Origin of the sequence: Erwinia sp. B116 (assembly GCF_002865965.1) — a bacterium.
Lineage (GTDB): Bacteria > Pseudomonadota > Gammaproteobacteria > Enterobacterales > Enterobacteriaceae > Erwinia.
Genome location: NZ_JRZZ01000024.1, coordinates 47,567 through 67,169, shown reverse-complemented (window position 1 = coordinate 67,169; position 19,603 = coordinate 47,567). Strand labels below are relative to the sequence as shown.

Below are 19,603 nucleotides of genomic sequence, written 5' to 3'. Positions count from 1 at the left end.
GCCGCCAACGCGCTGGACCGCATCGCCCTCGGCCAGCGCGAGGCGGCCTCGCGGCTGGCAGCGGAGCGCGAACAGCTGCGCAACGCGCTGCTGGCGGCGCTGTCGCACGATCTGCGCACCCCGCTGACCGTGCTGTTCGGCCAGGCGGAGATCCTGACGCTGGATCTGGCCAGCGAAGGTTCGCCGTACGCGCCGCAGGCCAGCGCGCTGCGCGCCCAGGCGCTGAACACCGTGCGGCTGGTGAATAACCTGCTGGATATGGCGCGGCTGCAGTCCGGCGGCATCCTGCTGCAGCGCGAATGGATGGCGCTGGACGAGCTGATCGGCAGCGCCCTGCGCCAGCTGGCTCCGGCACCGGGCAGCGCCGACATCCTCCTCGATCTGCCGCCAGAGATGCTGCTGATTGAGGTGGACGGCCCGCTGATGGAGCGGGTGCTGGTCAACCTGCTGGAAAACGCGCTGAAGTATGCCGGAACAGGGGCGACGATCGGTATTCGCGCCACGCAGCCCGTGCCGCAGCAGCTGCAGCTGGAGGTGTGGGACAGCGGGCCGGGCATTGCCGACGGCCAGCAGCGGATGATTTTTGAAAAGTTCTCACGCGGGGATAAAGAGTCAGCGGTGCCGGGGGTCGGCCTGGGCTTAGCGATCTGCCAGGCGATCGTCACCCTGCACGACGGCGAGGTCCGCACGGAGAACCGGCCAGAGGGCGGGGCGCGGTTTCTCATTACTCTGCCGCTGAGCGAACCGCCGGCGATTGCGGATTATGCGTAGCAGTACGCAGGATGGAAATTTCGGCCTGAAACAGGATTGTCACCGGCGGGAGGAGTGAGTAAATAGTGATACGCAATCCACGGAGCAGGAGCTTATTGTGCATCACTGGGAATGGCATGATTTTACCGACCGTACTGAGTCTGAGGTGGTTGATGAGTTCGATCCTCATGCATCAGTAAGCAGCACCGCAACCGGCGAATACATCTCTCGTGATTTCTGGGTTGGCAGTTCCGGGGAGGGATTTCGCTATACCCTCGGTCTGCTGCGTATTACCGGTCAGTCGCTGCTGGACGGGATAACGGGTGGCCCGATTCTTTATCATGGAAGAAAGCTGGTCGTTTCCGGGAGCGGCGGGTGGGTTGTGAGTTTTAACCTGTCAGGAGCGGGCCAGGAATTCAGGCGCGTTCAGCTGACGCAGCGTGCCAGAAAAGACCTGTTCGCGGCGATTTCCTGCGCAGTTTATGACCATTACAACGTGACCAAGGCAGGACTATACTGCTGGTATGCTGCGCGCCCTGAATTGGTCAAACTTTATGACAGAGCGCTGGGTTGCAGGAAACAGCCAGAAAGCAGACAAAAATTTATTCCGGGAATAGTCACGCTGAACCAGACAGGCCAGGTAAGGAGAGGATATGCCATTATCACCAGATACTACTGACACGATAGATATGGAAGCGTTTTGTGCCTGGCTGGATCGCCGGCTGAAACACGCAGCCGAAGTCACGGCAAAAGAAAAACTCGCGTCAGGTGAATACGTGATGTTTAAAGGCAGACCGGTACCGGCCTCTCTGCTTGCCGAAGAAGCTGCAATAAAGAGAGCCCGGCAGAGAAGAAAGGCTGCGGGATAAACTTACAGAAGTTGCCAGCTGCAGTGAGCTAAACCCGTTCTGCGCCCATCTCCAGTACTTCGGCAATATACTCCCCGGCCCGTCTCGCGCCCTGCGCCGAAATGGTATGCCCGACCCCCGGCTCAAACTGGCTGCTGACCTGTACGCCCAGCGCGCTCAGCTTATCAACCGCCGCTTCACTTTCCGCCTGCGGGATCACCCCGTCCGCGCTGCCGTGGATCAGCAGTACCGGCGTTGTTAACGGCGGCGTATGCGGCAGCGGTGAGGAGAGCCGTCCGGAGAAGGCAACGATACCACCGACCGGCCAGCGGCCGCTGACCAGCGCGTCGAGCGCCATAATCGATCCCTGTGAGAAACCAACCAGCACCACGCGATCGAGACGATCCTGCATCTGATGCTGTTCGAGGATCGCCGCGATCGTCGCGTCAAACGCCTCGCGGGCGGCGGCGACCCGCGCCGGACGGTTTTCCGGCGTGACCCCCGCCAGGCTGAACCACTGCCAGCCCGCGCCGTGCTCAAAATGGTGGGGCGCATCGGGGCTGGCGAAGCGCAGCCCCGGCAGCGTCTGCGCCCAGTGCGCGCCAAGCCCGGCGAGATCGTCGCCGCTGCTGCCCACGCCGTGCAGCAAAATCACTAATCCGTCTGTCATTATCCTGTTCCTTAAGTCATAAATCGTCAGCCAGTCAGCCAGTCAGCCAGTCAGCCAGTCAGCCAGTCAGCCAGTCAGCCTGGCACGGCCGAAAGAGGCCAGCAGTGGGGCGCGGCTGTTAAAGAAACACCTTTATCACCAGCCGGTCACTGGCTCCCGACACCCTTGCTACCGTCATAAACTGACGTCTTAAGCCACGTTAATCCTGAAAGCCGTAAGCGCGCATATCCGGTCCCACCGGCACGATGCCGTTGGGGTTCAGCGCTTTGATCGAGTAGTAGCCCGCCTTGATATGGGCGATGCTCACCGTCTCACGCACGCCGGGCAGTTCCAGCATCCGCAGCAGATAGCCGTTCAGCGCCGGGAAGTCGCGCAGCTGGCGCTGGTTGCACTTAAACAGACCGTGGTAGGCGGCGTCAAAGCGAATCAGCGTGACAAACAGGCGGATATCGGCTTCTGTTAGCGCGTTGCCGAACAGCCACGGGCCGCCGTCGGTCAGCCGTGTTTCCAGCTCATCAAGCATAGCGAACACGTCATGATATGCCTCGCGGTAGCTTTCAGCCGTGGTGGCAAAACCGGCGCGGTATACGCCGTTATTCAGCCGTGGGTAGACCTGCGCGTTCAGCGCGTCAATCTGCCCGCGCAGCGCGGCCGGGTAGAGATCGAGGCTGTTATCAGCCAGGGTACCGAAGCCGCTGTTGAGCATACGCACGATATCCGCTGACTCGTTGCTGACGATGGTGCCGGTTTTTTTATCCCACAGCACCGGCACGGTGGCGCGGCCGGTAAAGCCGCCGTCGGCGCGCGTATAGAGCTGGTGCAGGTACTCTGCGCCGTTCAGCGTATCGCGGTCCGCGCCGGGGAAGTCGCCAAAGTGCCAGCCTTCGTCGGTCAGCTGCGGCTCCACCACCGAGACGCTAATCAGCGGCTCCAGCCCCTTCAGCTTGCGGGCAATCAGCGTGCGTGAGGCCCACGGGCAGATCAGCGCGACATACAGGTGATAACGATCCGCTTCGGCGATAAAACCGCCGTCTCCGGTCGGGCCGGGTGCGCCGTCCGGCGTTACCCAGTGGCGGAAGCTGGAGATCTGGCGGACAAAGCCGCCCTGTTCATCGGTGGCCTGCACCGGGTGCCATTCGGCGGTCCACTTACCGTTAACCAGCATAGGGGCTCCTTACAGGCGTTTTGCGGCGGGCAGCGAGGCTTTCAGCGCGTATTTACCGTCGCCAGTCGGCGCGGCCAGGGGAGCGGTACGGTTATCAGTCATGTGATGTCGCCTGTGCAGAGGAAGTCGGAAGTTGATAAGGCAGACTGTACACGGATCCCACAGGGTTGATTATCCGCCCGGAATGGCAAACATTCCTTCCGGAATGGAAGGAATAAGCCGGTGCGCTCCTTTTCTGACGAAGGGTGGTGCCGGACATCCGTTGCCGCCCCGGCCCGCTTCGGGCGGCCGTAGAGAAAATCTGCCCGTGGCAGCTCTGCTCTGGCCTGGACTGGCTGAATGGCGCTGCCGGGCCTCCGTTACCAGCCCCGATCCCACTCCGGCTGCCCGGCAAAATGGCTGACCAGAAAGTCGATCAGCGCCCGCACTTTGTGGGCGAGGTGGCGTGCCGGCGGGTAGACGGCATACAGACCGAGCGGAGGCACTTCATGCGCTGCCAGCACGGTACGGATCGTGCCGCTGCGCAGCGCCGGGGCAGCGATAAAGGTGGGTAGCAGGGCGATGCCCAGCCCGCTTTTCGCCGCTGTCAGGCTGGCTTCGGCGCTGGAAAAGTGCAGGCGACCCCGTACCGGCTGGCTGATCGGTTCGCCGCCGACGCTGAATGTCCAGTTGTTCGGATCGCGAAAGTTGGTGTCGATAATGCAGTGGTGATCGGCCAGCTGCTGGCAGCTGAGCGGGGTGCCGTACTGGCGCAGATAGTCGTCGCTGGCGGCGGTGACCACACGGATATCACTGAGGCGGCGGGCAATCAGGCTACTGTCGCTGAGTTTGCCAATGCGGATCGCGACATCGAAGCCTTCATCCACGATATTGACCAGCCGGTCGGAGAAACTGACATCCAGTGCGATCTCCGGGAACTCGCGGGCAAAGGCGATCAGCGCAGGGGCCAGCGGACCGCTGCCGAACGAGACCGGCGCGCTGATCTTCAGCCGTCCCGACGGGCGGCCCGCCGCCAGCCGCACCGAGGCATCGAGCGCGTCCCACTCGTCGAGCAGATTTTTCACCTGTTCAAAATAGGCCTGGCCAACCTCGGTGGCCGCCAGCGCCCGGGTGCTGCGCTTCAGCAGCTGCACCCCCAGCTCGCGCTCCAGTTTAGAGACCAGCTTCGAGGCCTGGCCGCTGCTGGTGCCCAGCCGGGCGGCGGCGGCGGCAAAGCTGCCCAGCTCCAGCACCGCCACAAACATGCGATCGCACTCCAGTCGTTCCACCCCTTGCCCCCGTGCCGCGTTAATGTCCGGCTATTAAAGCAGTTCCTGGCGGCAGGCGGCAGCAAAACCTGACACCGGCGGCAGCACTTTTCATCAACAACCGCACCAGGTGACGGCTGTCTTAAACCGCGATCGACTAAGATGGAGGTTTCCCGCCGGATAAGTGAGCCTGCCTTATGCTGTTCAGCCGTATTGAAAGGATGATCGATGTGTTTCGCCCCGCCCCGGACGCCACGCCGCCGGACGGCGTCTGGCGTTTTTATCTCTACTATCTGCGCCAGGTGTGGCCGGGCTTTGCCGTGCTGCTGGTGATCGGCCTGATCGCCTCGCTGATTGAGGTGGCGCTGTTTCGCTACCTCAGCCGGATTATCGACCTGGTAAACGCCGGCGGCGCGGCCAGTTTCTTTCGCGATCACAGCGGTGAGCTGCTGTGGATGGCGGCGGTGGCGATGCTGCTGCGGCCGCTGTTTATCGGCCTGCACGACCTGCTGGTGCACCAGACTATTAACCCCGGCATGACCAATATGATCCGCTGGCAGAACCACAGCTACGTGCTGCGGCAGAGCGTCAGCTTTTTCCAGAACGACTTTGCCGGGCGCATCGCCCAGCGCATTATGCAGACCGGCAGCGCGCTGCGCGACTCGGCGGTGCAGGCGGTGGACGCGCTGTGGCACGTGCTGATCTACGCGGTGACCACGCTGGTGCTGTTTGCCGAGGCCGACTGGCGGCTGGCGATGCCGCTGGTGGTGTGGATCGCAGGCTACGTGCTGTGCCTGCGCTACTTTGTGCCGCGCATCAAGGCGCGCTCGGTGGCCTCGTCCGACTCCCGTTCGCGGCTGATGGGCAACGTGGTCGATGGCTACACCAATATCACCACCCTCAAGCTGTTCGCCCACGGCGACCTGGAAAGCCGTTACGCCCGCGAGGCGATCGACGACCTGACCGAAAAAACCCGTCATCAGGGGCGCATGGTGACCGGCATGGACGTGGTAGTGACCACGCTGAACGGCCTGCTGATGGTCAGCACCACCGGGCTGGCGCTGTGGCTGTGGAGCCAGTCGCTGATCAGCGTCGGTGCCATTGCGCTGGCCACCGGGCTGGTTATTCGCATCGTCAATATGTCCGGCTGGATCATGTGGGTGGTTAACGGCATCTTTGAAAATATCGGCATGGTGCAGGACGGGCTGAAGACCATCGCGCAGCCGGTCAGCGTGCAGGATACGCCGCAGTCCGCTGCGCTGCGCGTGCCGCGCGGTGAAATTCACTTCGACGCCATCCGCTTTAACTACGGTGGCGAGCGCCGGGTGATCGACGGCCTGCAGCTGACCATCCGCCCCGGTGAGAAGATCGGCCTGATTGGCCCGTCCGGCGCCGGTAAATCGACGCTGGTCAACCTGCTGCTAAGGCTGTATGACCTCAACGGCGGGCGCATTCTGATCGACGGCCAGGACATTGCCGACGTCAGCCAGCAGAGCCTGCGCGCGCAGATTGGTATGATCACCCAGGACACCTCGCTGCTGCACCGCTCCATCCGCGATAACCTGCTCTACGGCCGCCCGGACGCCAGCGAAGCCGAACTGACGCGCGCTATTCATCAGGCGAAGGCCGACGAGTTTATCCCGCTGCTGGCCGATCCGCAGGGGCGCAGCGGGCTGGATGCCCACGTCGGCGAACGCGGCGTCAAGCTTTCCGGCGGCCAGCGCCAGCGCATCGCTATCGCCCGCGTGCTGCTGAAGGATGCGCCGATCCTGATTATGGATGAGGCCACCTCGGCGCTGGATTCGGAAGTGGAGGCGGCGATCCAGGAGAGCCTGGAGACGCTGATGGGCGATAAAACGGTGATCGCCATCGCCCACCGGCTGTCGACCATTGCGCGGATGGACCGGCTGGTGGTGCTGGAACAGGGGCGCATCGTCGAGATTGGCAGCCACGCGGAACTGCTGGCGCAGGGCGGGCTATATGCGCGGCTGTGGCAGCACCAGACGGGTGGGTTTGTTGGCGAGCAGTAAGCCACCGCCAGCGGGATTAAGGGCGCGCCCGTAAGGCGCCCCGGACAGGGCGTTAATGGCGGTCCGCTGCCGTTATCCGGCGACAGCGGGCAGAGGCCTGGGTTTCCCGCCTGCGGCACCGGTGGCTGCCTGCCGTACACAGGGGCCGGCAGCAGGTCGTTACTCGTGGGTCTGTCGGTAAGGCAGCGCTTCCCGCGCCTCTTCTGCCCAGGCGCGCACGCCGTCACGCTCCTGCTGCAGAAAGTCCGCCACCGCATCCTGCAGGCCGGGGTGACGCAGCAGGTGCCAGGAGTCGGTAAGCACCGGCTCAAAGCCGCGGATCAGCTTGTGTTCGCCCTGGGCTCCGGCGTCAAAGCGCTGCAGCCCGTGGGCAATCGCGTACTCCATTCCCTGATAGAAACAGGTTTCAAAGTGCAGGTGGTTAAACTCCGCCAGGCAGCCCCAGTAGCGGCCGTAGAAGGTCTGGCCGTCGACCAGGCTGAAGGCCATCGCCACCGGCTGCCCGTCCTGGCGGGCCATCACCACGCGGATCGCGGCGGGCATCCGCTCCGCCAGCAGGCTGAAGAAGGCGCGGGTCAGGTAGGGCTGACGGCCGCGCACCCGGTAGGTGCTGGCGTAGCAGGCGTAAACGAAGTCCCACTGCGCCTCATTCAGCTCATGGCCCTGATACCAGTCAAAGCTGAAGCCCTGTTTTGCCACTCCTTCACGCTCCTTGCGCAGCTGCTTGCGCTTGCGCGAGGTCAGCGTATCAAGAAAGTCCTGAAAATCGCGGTAGCCGCGGTTGTGCCAGTGATACTGACAGCCGAGGCGCGGCAGCCAGCGCGGGTCTGCTGCCAGCTCTGCGGCCAGCCGGGCATCGCTGAAGTTGATATGGCCGCTGTACAGCTGCTGCTGTGCCAGAAAACCGGGCAGCGCCTGTAACAGCCGCCCGCCCGCCGCCGCATCCCCTACCAGCCGCGCGCCGCTCACCGGGCTGAGCGGCACCGCAGACAGCCATTTCGGGTAATAGGGGATGCCCGCCCGCTGGCAGGCGTCGGCCCACGCGTGATCGAAAACGTATTCGCCCATCGAGTGGCTTTTTATATAGCCGGGCAGCGCCGCCAGCGGGCGACCCTCCTCGATCCACAGCAGATGCTGCGGCTGCCAGCCGGTGGCGGCGCTGACCGAGCCGCTCTCTTCCAGGCTGGATAAAAAGGCGTGGCGCATAAAGGGCTGATCGTCGGGCAGCAGGGCGTCCCACTGACTGGCCGGGAGATCGGCCAGCTGCGTCAGAAGGGTTAGCGACATCGGTGAACTCCGGGTTGGCGGCAGCAGAGCCCCTACGTTGACCGCTTTTGTCGCCGCGATCAATGCTTCTGTGTATTTCTGGTGGCTCGCACTGAATCATTACTCATTCTCATTATCATTTGTGTTTGCTATCCTTGCTGCCCTTACCTGCGCGGTGCTTCGCGCGACGTTTTCCGGTCTCAGAGGTGATGTATGGCAGCAGTACAGGCGTATCGCTTATTTAACGTGGTTCTGGCGCGTAAACGGGAACTCTCTCCGTCGATGCTCTGCTGTACGTTCAGCGGTGAAGAGTTACGGCAGATAAAAATCGACGCGCCGGACCAGCGTATTAAGCTGCTGCTGCCGTCGCTGAGCGGCAAACCCTCCCGGCTGATTAACGAAGAGGTGCACTGGTGGGAGCGGGTCTGCGCCATGCCGACGGAAGATCGCCCGATCCTGCGCACCTACACCCTGCGCAACGTTAACGCCGAAGCCGGTGAGATCGACGTGGAGTTCGTGATGCACGGCACCGAAGGCCCGGCCTCTGCCTGGGCGCTGGGCGCACAACCGGGCGACAGCTTGCAAATCGCCGCGCCAAACCGCGCCCACGAGGCCGACAGCGGCGGCTATGAGTGGGCACCGCACCCGCAGGTGCAGCAGGCGCTGGTGGTGGCGGATGAAACCGCCTTACCGGCCGCCAAAGCGATTATCGAACAGCTGGCAGGCTGGCCGCAGCCGCCGCAGGTGCAGCTGTTTGTTGAGATGCCGGCGCGCGGTGACTGGCTGGATCTCAGCGAGTACCCGTTCGTTGAGGCCCACTGGCTGGCACGCGAGCACGGCGAGCTGCGCTACGGTGAAGCGCTGCTGGCGGCGGTGAAAGAGCACGTCAGGCTGCCGGAGCAGGCGCAGGTGTGCCAGGACGTGCATGAAGAGGGCGAAGGCGAACTGCTGTGGGATCGCGCAGCCAGCGATAACCGCCTCTTCCACGGCTGGGTGGCCGCCGAATCCAGCGCGGTGAAGCATCTGCGCCGCTACCTGATCGGTGAGCGCGGGCTGGCGCAGGAGACCATCAGCTTTATGGCCTACTGGAGCCAGGGGCCGCGCCGTAAGTAACGTTGCTGCGATCCATAATCAGCGGGCAGGCGGTCTTTAACGTATTGTAGAACCAGCTTTTGGCGGTGATGTCGCCAATTTCGGTATGGCCGTACAGGCACACTTCCAGGTTAGGAACCTGGAACGGCAGCTCGACGATGCGGCCGTTGCCGCGTGCGGCGTAGATCGCCGCCGCGCTGGAGGGCAGCGTCGCCAGCAGATGGCTGGCGGCGATCAGCTCGCCCAGCGCCGCAAAGTGCGGCACCTCCAGCGCGATATTCCGTTCCACGCCATACTCCCTGATCCGCTCTTCCACCAACTGATGGCCGCTGATGGCCGACACCAGAATATGCTGCTCGGCCAGATACTGCTCCAGCGTCATCTCGCCGCCGATGCGCGGATGGCGGCAGTTCAGCAGGCAGACGTAGCGCTCATCCATAATCCGGTCACGCTGTGCCAGGGTAATGTTCTCGTTGCGGCTGCACAGCGCCGCGTCGACCTTGCCGGTCAGCAGCCACTCGTTCAGCTTCTGCATCTCAATCGGTATTACCTCCAGCCGCACGTTTGGTGCCACCTCACGCAGGTGTTTCACCAGCCGCGGCAGCAGCAGCAGCTCGCCGAGGTCGGAGAGGGCGAGGCGGAATTTGTGAGAGGATGTTTCCGGAGAGAAGCTGCGGGTTTCGGCCACCGCCTTTTCAATGCCGCTCAGCGCCCCCTTAAAGACCCGGTAAAGCTGGCTGGCGGTGGAGGTGGGCAGCATGCCTTTACGGCTGCGCTTAAACAGCTCATTTCCGGTCTCAGCCCGCAGCCGTGCCAGCGCGTAGCTGGCCGAGGGCTGGGTGATAAACAGGCGGTCGGCGGCGGCGCTGACGCTCTGCGTTTCATAAATGGCGATAAATACCCGCACCAGGTTCAGATCCATATTGGCAGACATATAGCCCCTGTCTATTGTTACAGATTTATTTTATCTATTTGAACTATTTTAAGCGCGGGCATACCATGCCTTCCATAAATTTTTGATATGTTCTGCAATTTTTTTCATATCCCAATAAATTCAATAAAATCATAACAATAATCATCCTTTCTTTTAGGTTTGGAGTGGGGCGGCCAACGCCCGTCATCGCGGAGAGTCAACAATGAAGAATGAAATCGTGGACGTGATCGTCGACTGGATCGATCAGCATTTAGAGGAAGGTCTGAACATTGAGGCGGTGGCGGCGAAGTCCGGCTACTCGAAATGGCACCTGCAGCGCGCGTTTAAAGAGCAGCGCGGTATTACCCTGGCGACCTTTATTCGCAGCCGCCGCCTTGAGCAGGCCGCGCAGTGCCTGATCGATTCGACCAAAAGTATTATGACCATCTCGATGGATCTCGGTTTCTCATCCCAGCAGTGCTTCCAGCGGGTGTTTAAAAAGCATTTCAATATCACCCCGCGCGACTACCGTATTCAGCACCGTCAGTATCACTGAGGCCGGAGGCCGTTATGCCAAAGATCGCCCAATTCGCCCTACTGCTCACCACGCTATGCGGCACCAGCGTTGCGCAAAACGTGCAGGCCGCCGTCAGCCCGGCGCATCCTGTCAGCCAGACGGCAACAGATGAACGCAGCAGCAGCCCGTGGGGCTACGAGCAGCAGCGGCAGAAGGCGATGCGCCAGGTGAATCATGTGCTGCCGTTGGAGCAGGAACCGCAGGGGAAAGCGATCGGAAAGTGACGGGTACATGGGGCTGGGCTGAGCGCAGTTAGAATGGCAGATGTCGGGTAACCGTCACCGCCTGAGCGGCAGCAATCAAACTTCCATTCTGAACGCCTGTGTTGAAGACCGTTAAATTCTGCCCCGCCATCCCGCACCTTCTGCAAAAGTTCATCGGCGATCGGTTATAATGCGCGCCTGTTTAACTGTGAACTGGATGCTATGGAACGTTTCGTCGAAAATCTCATTTACTCCTCGCGCTGGCTGCTGGCGCCGATCTACCTTGGGTTGTCGATCGGGCTGCTGGCGCTGGCCATTAAGTTTTTCCAGGAGGTTTTCCATCTGCTGCCGAACGTGTTGAGCATTGCGGAAAACGATCTGGTGCTGGTGCTGCTTTCGATGATCGATCTGACGCTGGTCGGCGGGCTGCTGGTGATGGTGATGCTTTCCGGCTACGAGAACTTCGTCTCCAAGCTGGATATCGCCGAGCATAAGGAGAAGCTCAGCTGGCTGGGCAAAATGGACTCCGGCTCGCTGAAAAACAAGGTGGCCGCCTCGATCGTCGCCATCTCGTCGATTCACCTGCTGCGGGTGTTTATGGACGCGCGCAATATTCCGGATAACAAGCTACTGTGGTACGTGATTATTCACCTGACCTTTGTGCTGTCGGCGTTTGTGATGGGCTGGCTGGACAGCCTGTCGAAGAAAGATAAAACGCCGCTCAACTAAGGTGGCAGCAGACAAAACGGGGAGCTGATTTCAGCTCCCCGTTTGCATTTCCCGCCAGAAAGCCGCGCGCCGGGCCGGACTTAACCGCAGAAGGTGCCGGCGCTCAGATCATAGCTTTTCAGTCTGTTATACCGCCCGACGCGGGCATCACCGACATCAGGCCGCCGCCGCTGACCGCCACACCCGGCCCGAATCCCCCTGCCCGGGTTATCTGCAACATTCGCATTGCCCACCGTCCGGAGTGTCCATTTTATAGACATGTTAAGTTGACATGTTCTTTTTATGTTCATTTTTCGAGCGCAAGAGGCGGTAAGAGCGGCGGCCTGCGGGGATCTGCCGCCTGGCACAGCCTTTGCTATGTCATCAGTACGACGATTTATCCCGCGGCAGGCGATCGCTAAGCGCCGGCAACGGGTAATGAAGAGTTGGGGGTATTGCGTCAGAAGGCCGGGCATCTGAGGGCAGCGGTAGTGCCCGGTCTGAACAGCGCATTTTCAGCAGTAAATCTCAGTGCGGTCAGCCCTGGCCGCTTTTTTACAACGCCTTACCGGCCGTTATCTGCAGGCCATTTTCCTATTATCACCTTATAAAATAATAACTTACCTATACCTACAGGATTAACGCGATGAACACAAAAAAAGCCGGACTGTTAATTTTAGCGCTGTCGCTGGCGCCCGCTACCCAGGCGAAAGATCTGCGCGTTGGCGTGGCGCTGGCCAACTTTGACCTTAACTTTATCTCCATTCTGCGCACGCAGATGGCGGAGGAGATGAAAAAAGAGCAGATTCAGGGGCAGTTTGAAGACGCCAAGGGCGACGTGGCGGTTCAGGTGCAGCAGGTGGAGAACTTTATTAACCAGGGCGTCGATGCGATTATCCTTAACCCGGTGGATACCCAGGGCGTGAAGCGCATGATGGATGCGGCCAGCAAAGCCAGTATCCCGCTGATTTTCGTCAACCGTAAGCCGGAAGTGGAGCTGACCGGCAAAATGGGCTATGTCGGTTCAGATTCACTGCTCGGCGGGCGCATGGAGATGGAAGCGCTGGCCAAACGCATGAACTACAAAGGCAACGTGGCGATCCTGATGGGCGCGCTGTCGGCGGAAGAGGCGCGCCAGCGCACCAAAGCCACCGAAGAGGTGATCGCCAAATATAAGGATATGAAGGTGGTCGAGAAGCAGTCCGCCCAGTGGATGCGTAATGAAGCGGTCGATGTGACCTCCGGCTGGCTGCTCTCCGGCAATAAGATCGACGCGATTGCCGCCAACAACGATGAGATGGCAATCGGCGCGATTATGGCGCTCAACCAGAGCGGCAGAAAAGACGTGCTGGTGGCCGGCATCGACGGCACCCCGGACGCGCTGCAGTTTATTAAAAACGGCCGGCTGGCGCTGACCGTCTTCCAGGACGCGGCCGGGCAGGGCAGAGGCGCGGTGACCATGGTGAAACAGGTGATCGACGGCACCAGTAAAGATCGCTTTATGTGGATCCCCTATCAGGTGATCACCAAAGAGAACGTTGCGCAGTACGCGACGCAAAACGCGAAGTAATTGCCCCGCGGGCCCTGCGATCGGGGCCCGCAGCCCTTCTGCCTCTGCCCGCCGCCGCCGACTTTTTCTCCGCTCAGGCTACCCGCCCTCCATTCCGCTAGTCTGTTGTGCATTTTCTTCAAATTTATTTTGCTAAGGCATAATAAAACTGTGACTCCTGTAGCATTTCTCTGGCAATGTGCATACTATTTCGCCGCTGAGATCCGCCGCCCAGGCGCTCAGTAACCAGATTCTGCCTACTCCTGAGAAACCGGACATGATCCATGATTAGCCGCCGCCGCCTGTTAATGGGCTCCGGCGCATTTTTGCTGGCAATGAGCACCGACAATCTGTTTGCACGGCAGGACTTTTTCCCGCTGTGGCCGGACGAACCTCCCGGCGGTGGTGGGCCAAGCGGCGCGCTGCGTATTTCATCTAACGGTTCCTGGTCGAATATTGTCAGCCCCGGTATCCAGCGCTTTCTGCCTGAGCAGCCTAACGGTAAAGCGGTGCTGATCGCCGCCGGTGGCGGCTACCGCTGGATCGGCATGGGTCGCGAAGGCTGGCCGGTGGCGCGCTGGCTGAACAGCAAAGGCTACACGGCTTACGTGCTCAGTTACCGGCTGCCGGGGGAGCACTGGCAGGATGGCAACCGCGTGGCGCTGCAGGACGCCCAGCGGGCGATTCGTCTGGTGCGCTCGATGGAGAACAGCGTGCATCTGCTGGGCTTTTCGGCGGGTGGGCACCTGCTGGGGATGGCGGCGGCGCGGCCGGATTTTGCCACCTACGCGCCGCAGGATAGCATCGACGAGATCGTGCCAAAGGCCGACAGCGTGGGGCTAATCTACCCGGTGATCACCCTGGAACCACCCTATACCCACACCAATACCCACCTGATGATGGTCGGTAATCATCCCACGGCGGCAGAAGAGGCCAGCTGGTCGGTACAAAACTACGTGACCCGCGCCTATCCGCCGCTGTTTATCGCCCAGGCGGAAGATGACCCGACCTCAGACCCGGAAAACAGCGTGATCATGACCGAGACCTGTCGCCGCGTCGGCGTGCCGGTGCAGCAGATCCAGCTGTCGCGCGGCGGCCACGGCTTCGGCCTTGGCAAAGCCGGCACCCCGGCGGCGATCTGGGATGAAGCCTATGCGGTGTGGCTGGCGGCACGGTAGCTGGCGGTTAACTCGTCTGTGAGAATCTGCGAGGGGGGGACCGCAGCGGAAGATTAAAATTCGTACGCAGATGATTAATTTTTGTATGCTATTACCCTTGTCATGACACGTGTTCACTGCAGGGGTAATTATGTCCACATCATCCGCAACTCAGAAAAAAACCGTTAGCGTGACGCTCGATCCCGCCCTCTATGATGAGGCCCGCCGGGCAGGCATTAATCTCTCTGCCACCCTGGCAACTGCTTTACTCAGTGAGCTGCGCGCCACGGCTGCCAGACGCTGGCAGCAGGAAAATCAGCAGGGACTAGATGAACTCAACCGGATTACCGAAGAGAATGGTCTGTTGTCCGATCGCTACCGGGCCTTTTAATCATGCAGTACCGGGTCTATCGTAACCAGTCTGGATCGCAAAGCCACCCCTGGCTGCTTGACGTACAGAGCGACATTATCGGCCAGCTGAATACCCGCCTGGTCATACCGCTTTTCCCCCGCGATCGCTTTAAGGGAACTCAGCCAGTGAGGCTGTGCCCGGTCGTGAAGATAGAAGGGAAAGAGTATCTGGTTATGACGCATCAGATGGCCAGCGTGCTCAGCAGTATGCTGGGTGAAGAGATCACCATTCTGGCTGCGCAGCGCGATGAGATCAAAGCCGCGATTGATTTTCTTCTGGACGGATTTTAAGCAATAAAAAAGCCGGTAACAGAGTTACCGGCTTTTTCAGGCGTAGCAGCAGGGCGATTACGCCAGCAGCTCATTCCCGGTCAGCTCAACCAGATCCAGCAGCTTAATGATGTCCTGCAGGGTCACGGTTGGGTTGAGCAGCGTCACCTTCAGACAGGTGATGCCGTTGGCTTCCGTCACGCCGACGTTGGCGCGGCCGGATTCCAGCAGCTTGTCACCGATCTTCTGGTTCAGCAGCGCGATATCCGCGTCGCTGGCGTTCGCCAGTGCCGCAGGACGGAAGCGGAACAGCACGCTGGCCAGCTGCGGCTTCATCACCAGCTCCAGCTCCGGCTGCTCAGTGACGTAGCCCGCCACCTGCTGTGCCAGGGTAACGCCGTGATCGATGATCGCCGCGTACTGCTGCTGACCCAGCGCTTCCAGGCCCATCCACAGCTTCAGTGCGTCGAAGCGGCGGGTGGTCTGCAGCGATTTGGAGACCAGGTTCGGTACGCCGGCTGCTTCGTCGAACTCAGAGTTCAGGTAAGCCGCCTGGTAGCGCATCAGCTCGTAGTGGCGCGCTTCCTTCAGCAGGAAGGCACCGCAGCTGATGGTCTGGAAGTACTGCTTGTGGAAGTCCAGGGTAATGGAATCCACCAGCTCGATGCCGTCCAGGTAGTGACGATACTGCTCAGACATCAGCAGCGCGCCGCCCCAGGCCGCATCAACGTGTACCCAGATCTGCTGTTCAGCCGCAAGCTGAGCAATTTCACGCAGCGGGTCGATCGCACCGGCGTCGGTGGTACCGGCGGTGGCGACGATCGCCAGGATCTGCTCGCCGTTGGCCTGCGCCTGCGCCACTTTCTCACGCAGATCGTTGATGTCCATCCGCGCGAATTCGTCGGTTTTCACCAGGGTCACGGACTGATAGCCGAGGCCCATCAGCGCCATGTTTTTCTGCACCGAGAAGTGGGCGTTTTCCGAGCACAGCACCTTAATCTTACGCAGATCGCCGGTCAGGCCATGCTGCTGGATCGAGTGCCCCTGGCGGGCGAAGAAGGCGTCACGCGCCAGCATCAGGCCCATCAGGTTGCTCTGGGTGCCGCCGCTGGTGAACACGCCGGCATCGCCGGCCTGGTAACCGACGCGGGTGCGCAGCCACTCAATCAGCTTCACTTCCATAATGGTGGCTGACGGGCTCTGGTCCCATGAGTCCATGCTCTGGTTGGTGGCGTTGATCAACACTTCCGCGGCCTGGCTGATCACCAGGCTCGGGCAGTGCAGGTGCGCCACGCACTGCGGGTGGTGCACCGACAGGCTGTCCTTCAGGAAGTACTCAATCGCGCGCTCGATAGCGGCCTGGTTACCCAGGCCCTGAGCGTTAAAATCAAGCTGAATGCGCTCGCGCAGCTCGGCAACAGATTTACCCTGATACATCTCAGGCTGCTGCAGCCACTGCACCACGGCCGCGCTGGTCTGGGCAATCGCCTGCTGGTAGGCCTCGGTGCTCTCGGCGGAGGCCGCCAGAATTGGATTTGTCCGGGACATCAACTTCACTCCACTCAGACTGGTTTTACACCAGCGGCTAACATCGCCTGTTCAAATTTATCCAGGAACACGCCCAGGTCTTCTTTGCTGATCAGCAGGGATGGCAACAGGCGCAGTACCGCACCGTGACGACCACCACGCTCCAGAATCAGACCGTTTTCGAAGCATTTTTTCTGAATCAGCGCAGACAGATCGCCGTCCGCCGGGTAGCAACCCAGCTGATCCTGTGCTTCCTGCGGCTTAACGAACTCAATGCCGAGCATCAGGCCCAGACCGCGCACGTGGCCGATCGCCGGGTAGCGCTTCTGCAGCTCGCCCAGTTTGCCCTTCAGCCATTCGCCTTTCTCGGCAACGCTGTCAGCAATATTGTGCTCTTTCAGCAGCTTCAGCGTGGTCAGGCCGGTGGCCATCGCCAGCTGGTTGCCACGGAAGGTGCCGGTGTGGTGGCCAGGTGACCAGGCGTCGAACTGCTTCTTAATACCCAGCACGGCCAGCGGCAGACCGCCACCAACGGCTTTTGACATCACGATGATGTCCGGCTGAATGCCGGCGTGTTCAAAGGCGAAGAACTTACCGGTACGGGCAAAGCCCGCCTGCACTTCGTCGATGATCAGCAGAATGCCGTGCTCTTCGGTCACCTTACGGATGCGCTGCAGCCACTCGGCCGGCGCCGGGTTCACGCCGCCTTCACCCTGAACGGCTTCCAGAATCACCGCCGCAGGTTTGCGCACGCCGCTCTCAACGTCGTTGATCAGGTTTTCGAAGTAGTAAGTCAGCGCTTTCACGCCAGCCTCACCGCCGATACCCAGCGGGCAGCGGTACAGGTGCGGGTAAGGCATAAACTGCACTTCCGGCATCATGCCGTCTACCGCTTCTTTCGGCGACAGGTTACCGGTCACGGACAGTGCGCCGTGAGTCATACCGTGGTAGCCGCCGGAGAAGCTGATCACGCCGGCACGGCCGGTCACTTTTTTCGCCAGCTTCAGCGCGGCTTCCACGGCGTCAGCGCCGGAAGGACCGGTGAACTGCAGGCAGTACTCTTTACCGGCTCCAGGTAGTAACGAGAGCAGATACTCAGAGAACTGGTCCTTCAGTGGCGTGGTCAGGTCAAGAGTATGTAACGGCAAGCCGCTGGTAATGACATTTTGGATGCTTTGCAGAACATCAGGATGGTTGTGTCCAAGCGCCAGCGTTCCCGCACCGGCCAGGCAGTCAAGATACTGATTACCTTCAACATCGGTAATCCACGCGCCCTGAGCTTTCGCAATTGCAAACGGCAACTTACGCGGATAGCTCCTCACATTCGACTCAAATTCAGCCTGTCTGGCTAAAAAGGTCGCGTTGTTTCCCTCTACAGAATTCACATTCAAACTATCAATACGGACTTTATCCGTCATCATATCTCTCCTACAACCGAGCGTGCTCAACACGCCGCAATTGATTAAATGAATAAAAATGAAGCTCATCGGCTAAAAAACGCGGCCAATATATGGCTTTTTAGTTCTGACCTCAATAATTTATTTTGTTCAACGTTGTTAATGCATTGCCCGGGGTGACGCCAGGCTGATGATTTATTGAGCGATCGCATAAAAAAGGCCGCTTTCACGCGGAAGATTTTTTTACAAAAAACTGCGTTTTCCTCATATCTGACGCGGCCTCAGCGGGGGTTTACCCCTGCGCTGGTCCGGCCACTTCGCCCAGCGGGTCGTCATGTAAAATTCATCCTGACTCTGCCGTTTTACCGCGCAGATTTGCCTTAAAACGGCGATAAGATCTTTCTTACTATTCAGCAGGTAAACTTTAAGGTTATCGCCATATAACCTTAATAAAAACGCAGGATAAGCCTAATGTTCAAAATACATCTAAAACAGTAATGATATTAATAATCCACCCCCCAACGGCATTAAAAGCCGCCCGGCAAGCCTCCACAGCCAATTTATGCCAGCTCACAGGCGTTTAAAAACACCCAGTCAACCAGGCCGTCAATTTTTCGGGAGGGCAGTGGGATGAGCCCGGAGCGGGGTAACCCGTGGAGGGTCGCCCGCTGACAGGCCCGGTGAATCTCGATCAACCAGACAACGAGCCCTTACAACGTCTGCAGAAACGCCAGCAGATCCTGGTTCAGCCGATCCTGATGCGTCACCGCAAAGCCGTGCGGCGCGTTCTCATACACCTTCAGCGCCGCGCCCTTAATCTGCTGCGCCGCCAGCTTACCGGTGGTCTCAAACGGCACCACCTGATCATTATCACCGTGGATCACCAGCGTCGGCACATCCACCTTCGCCAGATCGCCACGGAAATCGGTGGTCTCAAAGGCAGTCACACAGTCAATGGTGCCCTTCAGCGACGCCAGCAGCGCAATATTCAGCGTCTGAGTCAGCGCGCCTTCAGACACCGTCTGCCCGGCATTCAGCCCGTAGAATGGGGTGGCAAAATCACTGATAAACTGTGCACGATCTTTGCGCAGACCGTCGCGGATCCCGTCAAATACCGAGCCATCCACCCCGCCTGCAAAGCCCGATGCCTGACCAAAGGCCGGCGTCACCGCGCCCAGCAGCACCAGGCCGCGAACCCGCGCCGAACCGTAACGGCCAACGTAGCGCGACACGTCGCCGCCGCCCATTGAGAAGCCCACCAGCGTCACGTCCTGCAGATCCAGATGGTTAATCAGGTCGTTGATGTCAGAGGCGAAGGTATCGTAGTTGTAACCCTCCCACGGCTGCTCAGAACGGCCAAAGCCGCGACGGTCAAAGGCGATCACCCGGTAGCCGTTTTCGGCGAGGAAATTCAGCTGGCTGTCCCACATATCGGCGTCCAGCGGCCAGCCGTGGCTGAACAGTACCGGCTTACCCTTGCCCCAGTCTTTGTAATAAATCTGCGTGCCGTCCTGCGTGTTGTAGGTGCTCATGTTCATTCCTCAAAAGGTGGATTACGTGGTGTGATTAAAAGCGTAGTCGTAATTTACTGAGAATGAAAAGGGGATATTTTTAACGAGTTGTCAGAAAATTTCGAACGACTTACCGCCATGAATTTTATGGATAAATTCTTCTATATACCGCAAAAAAACCGTGTCAAAAAAAACTCAACAACTTAGCAAATTCTTTCCGCTATCCCGTTTTTTAAACCCGACGTAATCTTATTTCCAGCAGCAACAAACCCACACAGAAATGTGAAAACTGAAAAAATTTAAGAGGAACTG

At 59.9% G+C, this 19,603-nt stretch carries 20 protein-coding genes; 12 read left to right on the top strand and 8 right to left on the bottom strand.

Features of this window, described 5'->3' with window-relative positions; translation table 11 throughout:
* From NV64_RS15890 to NV64_RS23225, 3 genes are all read left to right on the top strand, one after another.
* The coding region (locus NV64_RS15890) for an ATP-binding protein (RefSeq protein ID WP_233209001.1) at positions 1-771 on the top strand (771 nt) is incomplete at its 5' end.
* A gap of 97 nt (positions 772-868) precedes the next feature.
* Positions 869-1,429 carry a hypothetical protein gene (locus NV64_RS15885; protein WP_101506292.1) on the top strand — a complete coding sequence of 187 codons (561 nt, stop codon included), beginning with the start codon at positions 869-871 and terminating at the stop codon, positions 1,427-1,429.
* Positions 1,404-1,619 carry a hypothetical protein gene (locus tag NV64_RS23225; protein WP_056240624.1) on the top strand — a complete coding sequence of 72 codons (216 nt, stop codon included), beginning with the start codon at positions 1,404-1,406 and terminating at the stop codon, positions 1,617-1,619. Before NV64_RS15885 ends, NV64_RS23225 begins: the two co-directional genes overlap by 26 nt.
* A gap of 28 nt (positions 1,620-1,647) precedes the next feature.
* Here the strand turns inward: NV64_RS23225 and NV64_RS15880 are convergent, their stop codons facing one another.
* From NV64_RS15880 to NV64_RS15870, 3 genes are all read right to left on the bottom strand, one after another.
* Entirely contained in the window at positions 1,648-2,268 is a 621-nt protein-coding gene (locus tag NV64_RS15880) for an alpha/beta hydrolase (protein ID WP_056240621.1), read from the bottom strand.
* Between the two features lie 199 nt (positions 2,269-2,467).
* Complete coding sequence (locus NV64_RS15875) at positions 2,468-3,433, bottom strand: glutathione S-transferase family protein (protein WP_056240619.1); 966 nt, start codon at positions 3,431-3,433, stop codon at positions 2,468-2,470.
* Positions 3,434-3,792: 359 nt separating this feature from the next.
* On the bottom strand, positions 3,793-4,701 hold the full coding sequence (locus tag NV64_RS15870) for a LysR family transcriptional regulator (RefSeq protein ID WP_101506291.1): 909 nt from the start codon (positions 4,699-4,701) through the stop codon (positions 3,793-3,795).
* Positions 4,702-4,877: 176 nt separating this feature from the next.
* On the opposite strand from NV64_RS15870, the gene NV64_RS15865 reads away from it, so the two are divergent.
* Positions 4,878-6,710 carry an ABC transporter ATP-binding protein gene (locus NV64_RS15865; protein ID WP_056240614.1) on the top strand — a complete coding sequence of 611 codons (1,833 nt, stop codon included), beginning with the start codon at positions 4,878-4,880 and terminating at the stop codon, positions 6,708-6,710.
* Between the two features lie 159 nt (positions 6,711-6,869).
* Here the strand turns inward: NV64_RS15865 and NV64_RS15860 are convergent, their stop codons facing one another.
* Positions 6,870-7,997 (bottom strand): GNAT family N-acetyltransferase, encoded by a 1,128-nt coding sequence (locus NV64_RS15860; RefSeq protein ID WP_101506290.1) that lies wholly within the window; start codon positions 7,995-7,997, stop codon positions 6,870-6,872.
* Between the two features lie 192 nt (positions 7,998-8,189).
* Between NV64_RS15860 and NV64_RS15855 the strand changes: the two genes are divergently transcribed.
* Positions 8,190-9,089, top strand: a complete 900-nt coding sequence (locus tag NV64_RS15855; RefSeq protein ID WP_101506289.1) for a siderophore-interacting protein — start codon at positions 8,190-8,192, stop codon at positions 9,087-9,089.
* Here NV64_RS15855 and NV64_RS15850 read toward each other — a convergent pair.
* Entirely contained in the window at positions 9,052-10,002 is a 951-nt protein-coding gene (locus NV64_RS15850; RefSeq protein WP_072166447.1) for a LysR family transcriptional regulator, read from the bottom strand. The genes NV64_RS15855 and NV64_RS15850 overlap by 38 nt on opposite strands.
* Positions 10,003-10,204: 202 nt before the next feature.
* On the opposite strand from NV64_RS15850, the gene NV64_RS15845 reads away from it, so the two are divergent.
* The 7 genes from NV64_RS15845 (at position 10,205) to NV64_RS15815 (ending at position 14,877) form a co-directional block, all read left to right on the top strand.
* Entirely contained in the window at positions 10,205-10,537 is a 333-nt protein-coding gene (locus NV64_RS15845) for a helix-turn-helix domain-containing protein (protein WP_056240607.1), read from the top strand.
* A 14-nt stretch (positions 10,538-10,551) separates the two neighbouring features.
* The gene (locus NV64_RS15840; RefSeq protein WP_101506288.1) at positions 10,552-10,782 is read left to right on the top strand and encodes a hypothetical protein; all 231 of its coding nucleotides are present in this window, start codon (positions 10,552-10,554) and stop codon (positions 10,780-10,782) included.
* A 201-nt stretch (positions 10,783-10,983) separates the two neighbouring features.
* Complete coding sequence (locus tag NV64_RS15835) at positions 10,984-11,490, top strand: TIGR00645 family protein (protein WP_056240600.1); 507 nt, start codon at positions 10,984-10,986, stop codon at positions 11,488-11,490.
* 625 nt (positions 11,491-12,115) lie between these two features.
* Entirely contained in the window at positions 12,116-13,039 is a 924-nt protein-coding gene (locus NV64_RS15830; RefSeq protein WP_056240596.1) for a substrate-binding domain-containing protein, read from the top strand.
* Positions 13,040-13,302: 263 nt separating this feature from the next.
* Positions 13,303-14,196 carry an alpha/beta hydrolase gene (locus NV64_RS15825; RefSeq protein ID WP_056240595.1) on the top strand — a complete coding sequence of 298 codons (894 nt, stop codon included), beginning with the start codon at positions 13,303-13,305 and terminating at the stop codon, positions 14,194-14,196.
* 130 nt (positions 14,197-14,326) lie between these two features.
* Positions 14,327-14,566, top strand: coding sequence for a type II toxin-antitoxin system CcdA family antitoxin (locus tag NV64_RS15820; RefSeq protein WP_056240592.1), 240 nt, complete (start codon positions 14,327-14,329; stop codon positions 14,564-14,566).
* A gap of 2 nt (positions 14,567-14,568) precedes the next feature.
* Positions 14,569-14,877, top strand: coding sequence for a CcdB family protein (locus tag NV64_RS15815; protein ID WP_101506287.1), 309 nt, complete (start codon positions 14,569-14,571; stop codon positions 14,875-14,877).
* 57 nt (positions 14,878-14,934) lie between these two features.
* Here the strand turns inward: NV64_RS15815 and NV64_RS15810 are convergent, their stop codons facing one another.
* The 3 genes from NV64_RS15810 to NV64_RS15800 form a co-directional block, all read right to left on the bottom strand.
* Complete coding sequence (locus tag NV64_RS15810) at positions 14,935-16,404, bottom strand: aspartate aminotransferase family protein (RefSeq protein ID WP_101506286.1); 1,470 nt, start codon at positions 16,402-16,404, stop codon at positions 14,935-14,937.
* Positions 16,405-16,418: 14 nt separating this feature from the next.
* The gene (locus NV64_RS15805; protein ID WP_056241170.1) at positions 16,419-17,801 is read right to left on the bottom strand and encodes a diaminobutyrate--2-oxoglutarate transaminase; all 1,383 of its coding nucleotides are present in this window, start codon (positions 17,799-17,801) and stop codon (positions 16,419-16,421) included.
* Positions 17,802-18,490: 689 nt separating this feature from the next.
* The gene (locus tag NV64_RS15800; RefSeq protein WP_101506285.1) at positions 18,491-19,312 is read right to left on the bottom strand and encodes an alpha/beta fold hydrolase; all 822 of its coding nucleotides are present in this window, start codon (positions 19,310-19,312) and stop codon (positions 18,491-18,493) included.
* Positions 19,313-19,603 lie beyond the last annotated feature (291 nt).

What these genes read in the sequence shown, in the direction of transcription:
- NV64_RS15800 (WP_101506285.1), bottom strand. Translation starts at nt 19,312, where the DNA reads ATGAGCACCTACAACACGCAGGACGGCACGCAGATTTATTACAAAGAC.
- NV64_RS15860 (WP_101506290.1), bottom strand. Translation starts at nt 7,997, where the DNA reads ATGTCGCTAACCCTTCTGACGCAGCTGGCCGATCTCCCGGCCAGTCAG.
- NV64_RS15810 (WP_101506286.1), bottom strand. Translation starts at nt 16,404, where the DNA reads ATGTCCCGGACAAATCCAATTCTGGCGGCCTCCGCCGAGAGCACCGAG.
- NV64_RS23225 (WP_056240624.1), top strand. Translation starts at nt 1,404, where the DNA reads ATGCCATTATCACCAGATACTACTGACACGATAGATATGGAAGCGTTT.
- NV64_RS15835 (WP_056240600.1), top strand. Translation starts at nt 10,984, where the DNA reads ATGGAACGTTTCGTCGAAAATCTCATTTACTCCTCGCGCTGGCTGCTG.
- NV64_RS15865 (WP_056240614.1), top strand. Translation starts at nt 4,878, where the DNA reads ATGCTGTTCAGCCGTATTGAAAGGATGATCGATGTGTTTCGCCCCGCC.
- NV64_RS15850 (WP_072166447.1), bottom strand. Translation starts at nt 10,002, where the DNA reads ATGTCTGCCAATATGGATCTGAACCTGGTGCGGGTATTTATCGCCATT.
- NV64_RS15855 (WP_101506289.1), top strand. Translation starts at nt 8,190, where the DNA reads ATGGCAGCAGTACAGGCGTATCGCTTATTTAACGTGGTTCTGGCGCGT.
- NV64_RS15830 (WP_056240596.1), top strand. Translation starts at nt 12,116, where the DNA reads ATGAACACAAAAAAAGCCGGACTGTTAATTTTAGCGCTGTCGCTGGCG.
- NV64_RS15820 (WP_056240592.1), top strand. Translation starts at nt 14,327, where the DNA reads ATGTCCACATCATCCGCAACTCAGAAAAAAACCGTTAGCGTGACGCTC.
- NV64_RS15825 (WP_056240595.1), top strand. Translation starts at nt 13,303, where the DNA reads ATGATTAGCCGCCGCCGCCTGTTAATGGGCTCCGGCGCATTTTTGCTG.
- NV64_RS15875 (WP_056240619.1), bottom strand. Translation starts at nt 3,433, where the DNA reads ATGCTGGTTAACGGTAAGTGGACCGCCGAATGGCACCCGGTGCAGGCC.
- NV64_RS15815 (WP_101506287.1), top strand. Translation starts at nt 14,569, where the DNA reads ATGCAGTACCGGGTCTATCGTAACCAGTCTGGATCGCAAAGCCACCCC.
- NV64_RS15840 (WP_101506288.1), top strand. Translation starts at nt 10,552, where the DNA reads ATGCCAAAGATCGCCCAATTCGCCCTACTGCTCACCACGCTATGCGGC.
- NV64_RS15880 (WP_056240621.1), bottom strand. Translation starts at nt 2,268, where the DNA reads ATGACAGACGGATTAGTGATTTTGCTGCACGGCGTGGGCAGCAGCGGC.
- NV64_RS15845 (WP_056240607.1), top strand. Translation starts at nt 10,205, where the DNA reads ATGAAGAATGAAATCGTGGACGTGATCGTCGACTGGATCGATCAGCAT.
- NV64_RS15805 (WP_056241170.1), bottom strand. Translation starts at nt 17,801, where the DNA reads ATGACGGATAAAGTCCGTATTGATAGTTTGAATGTGAATTCTGTAGAG.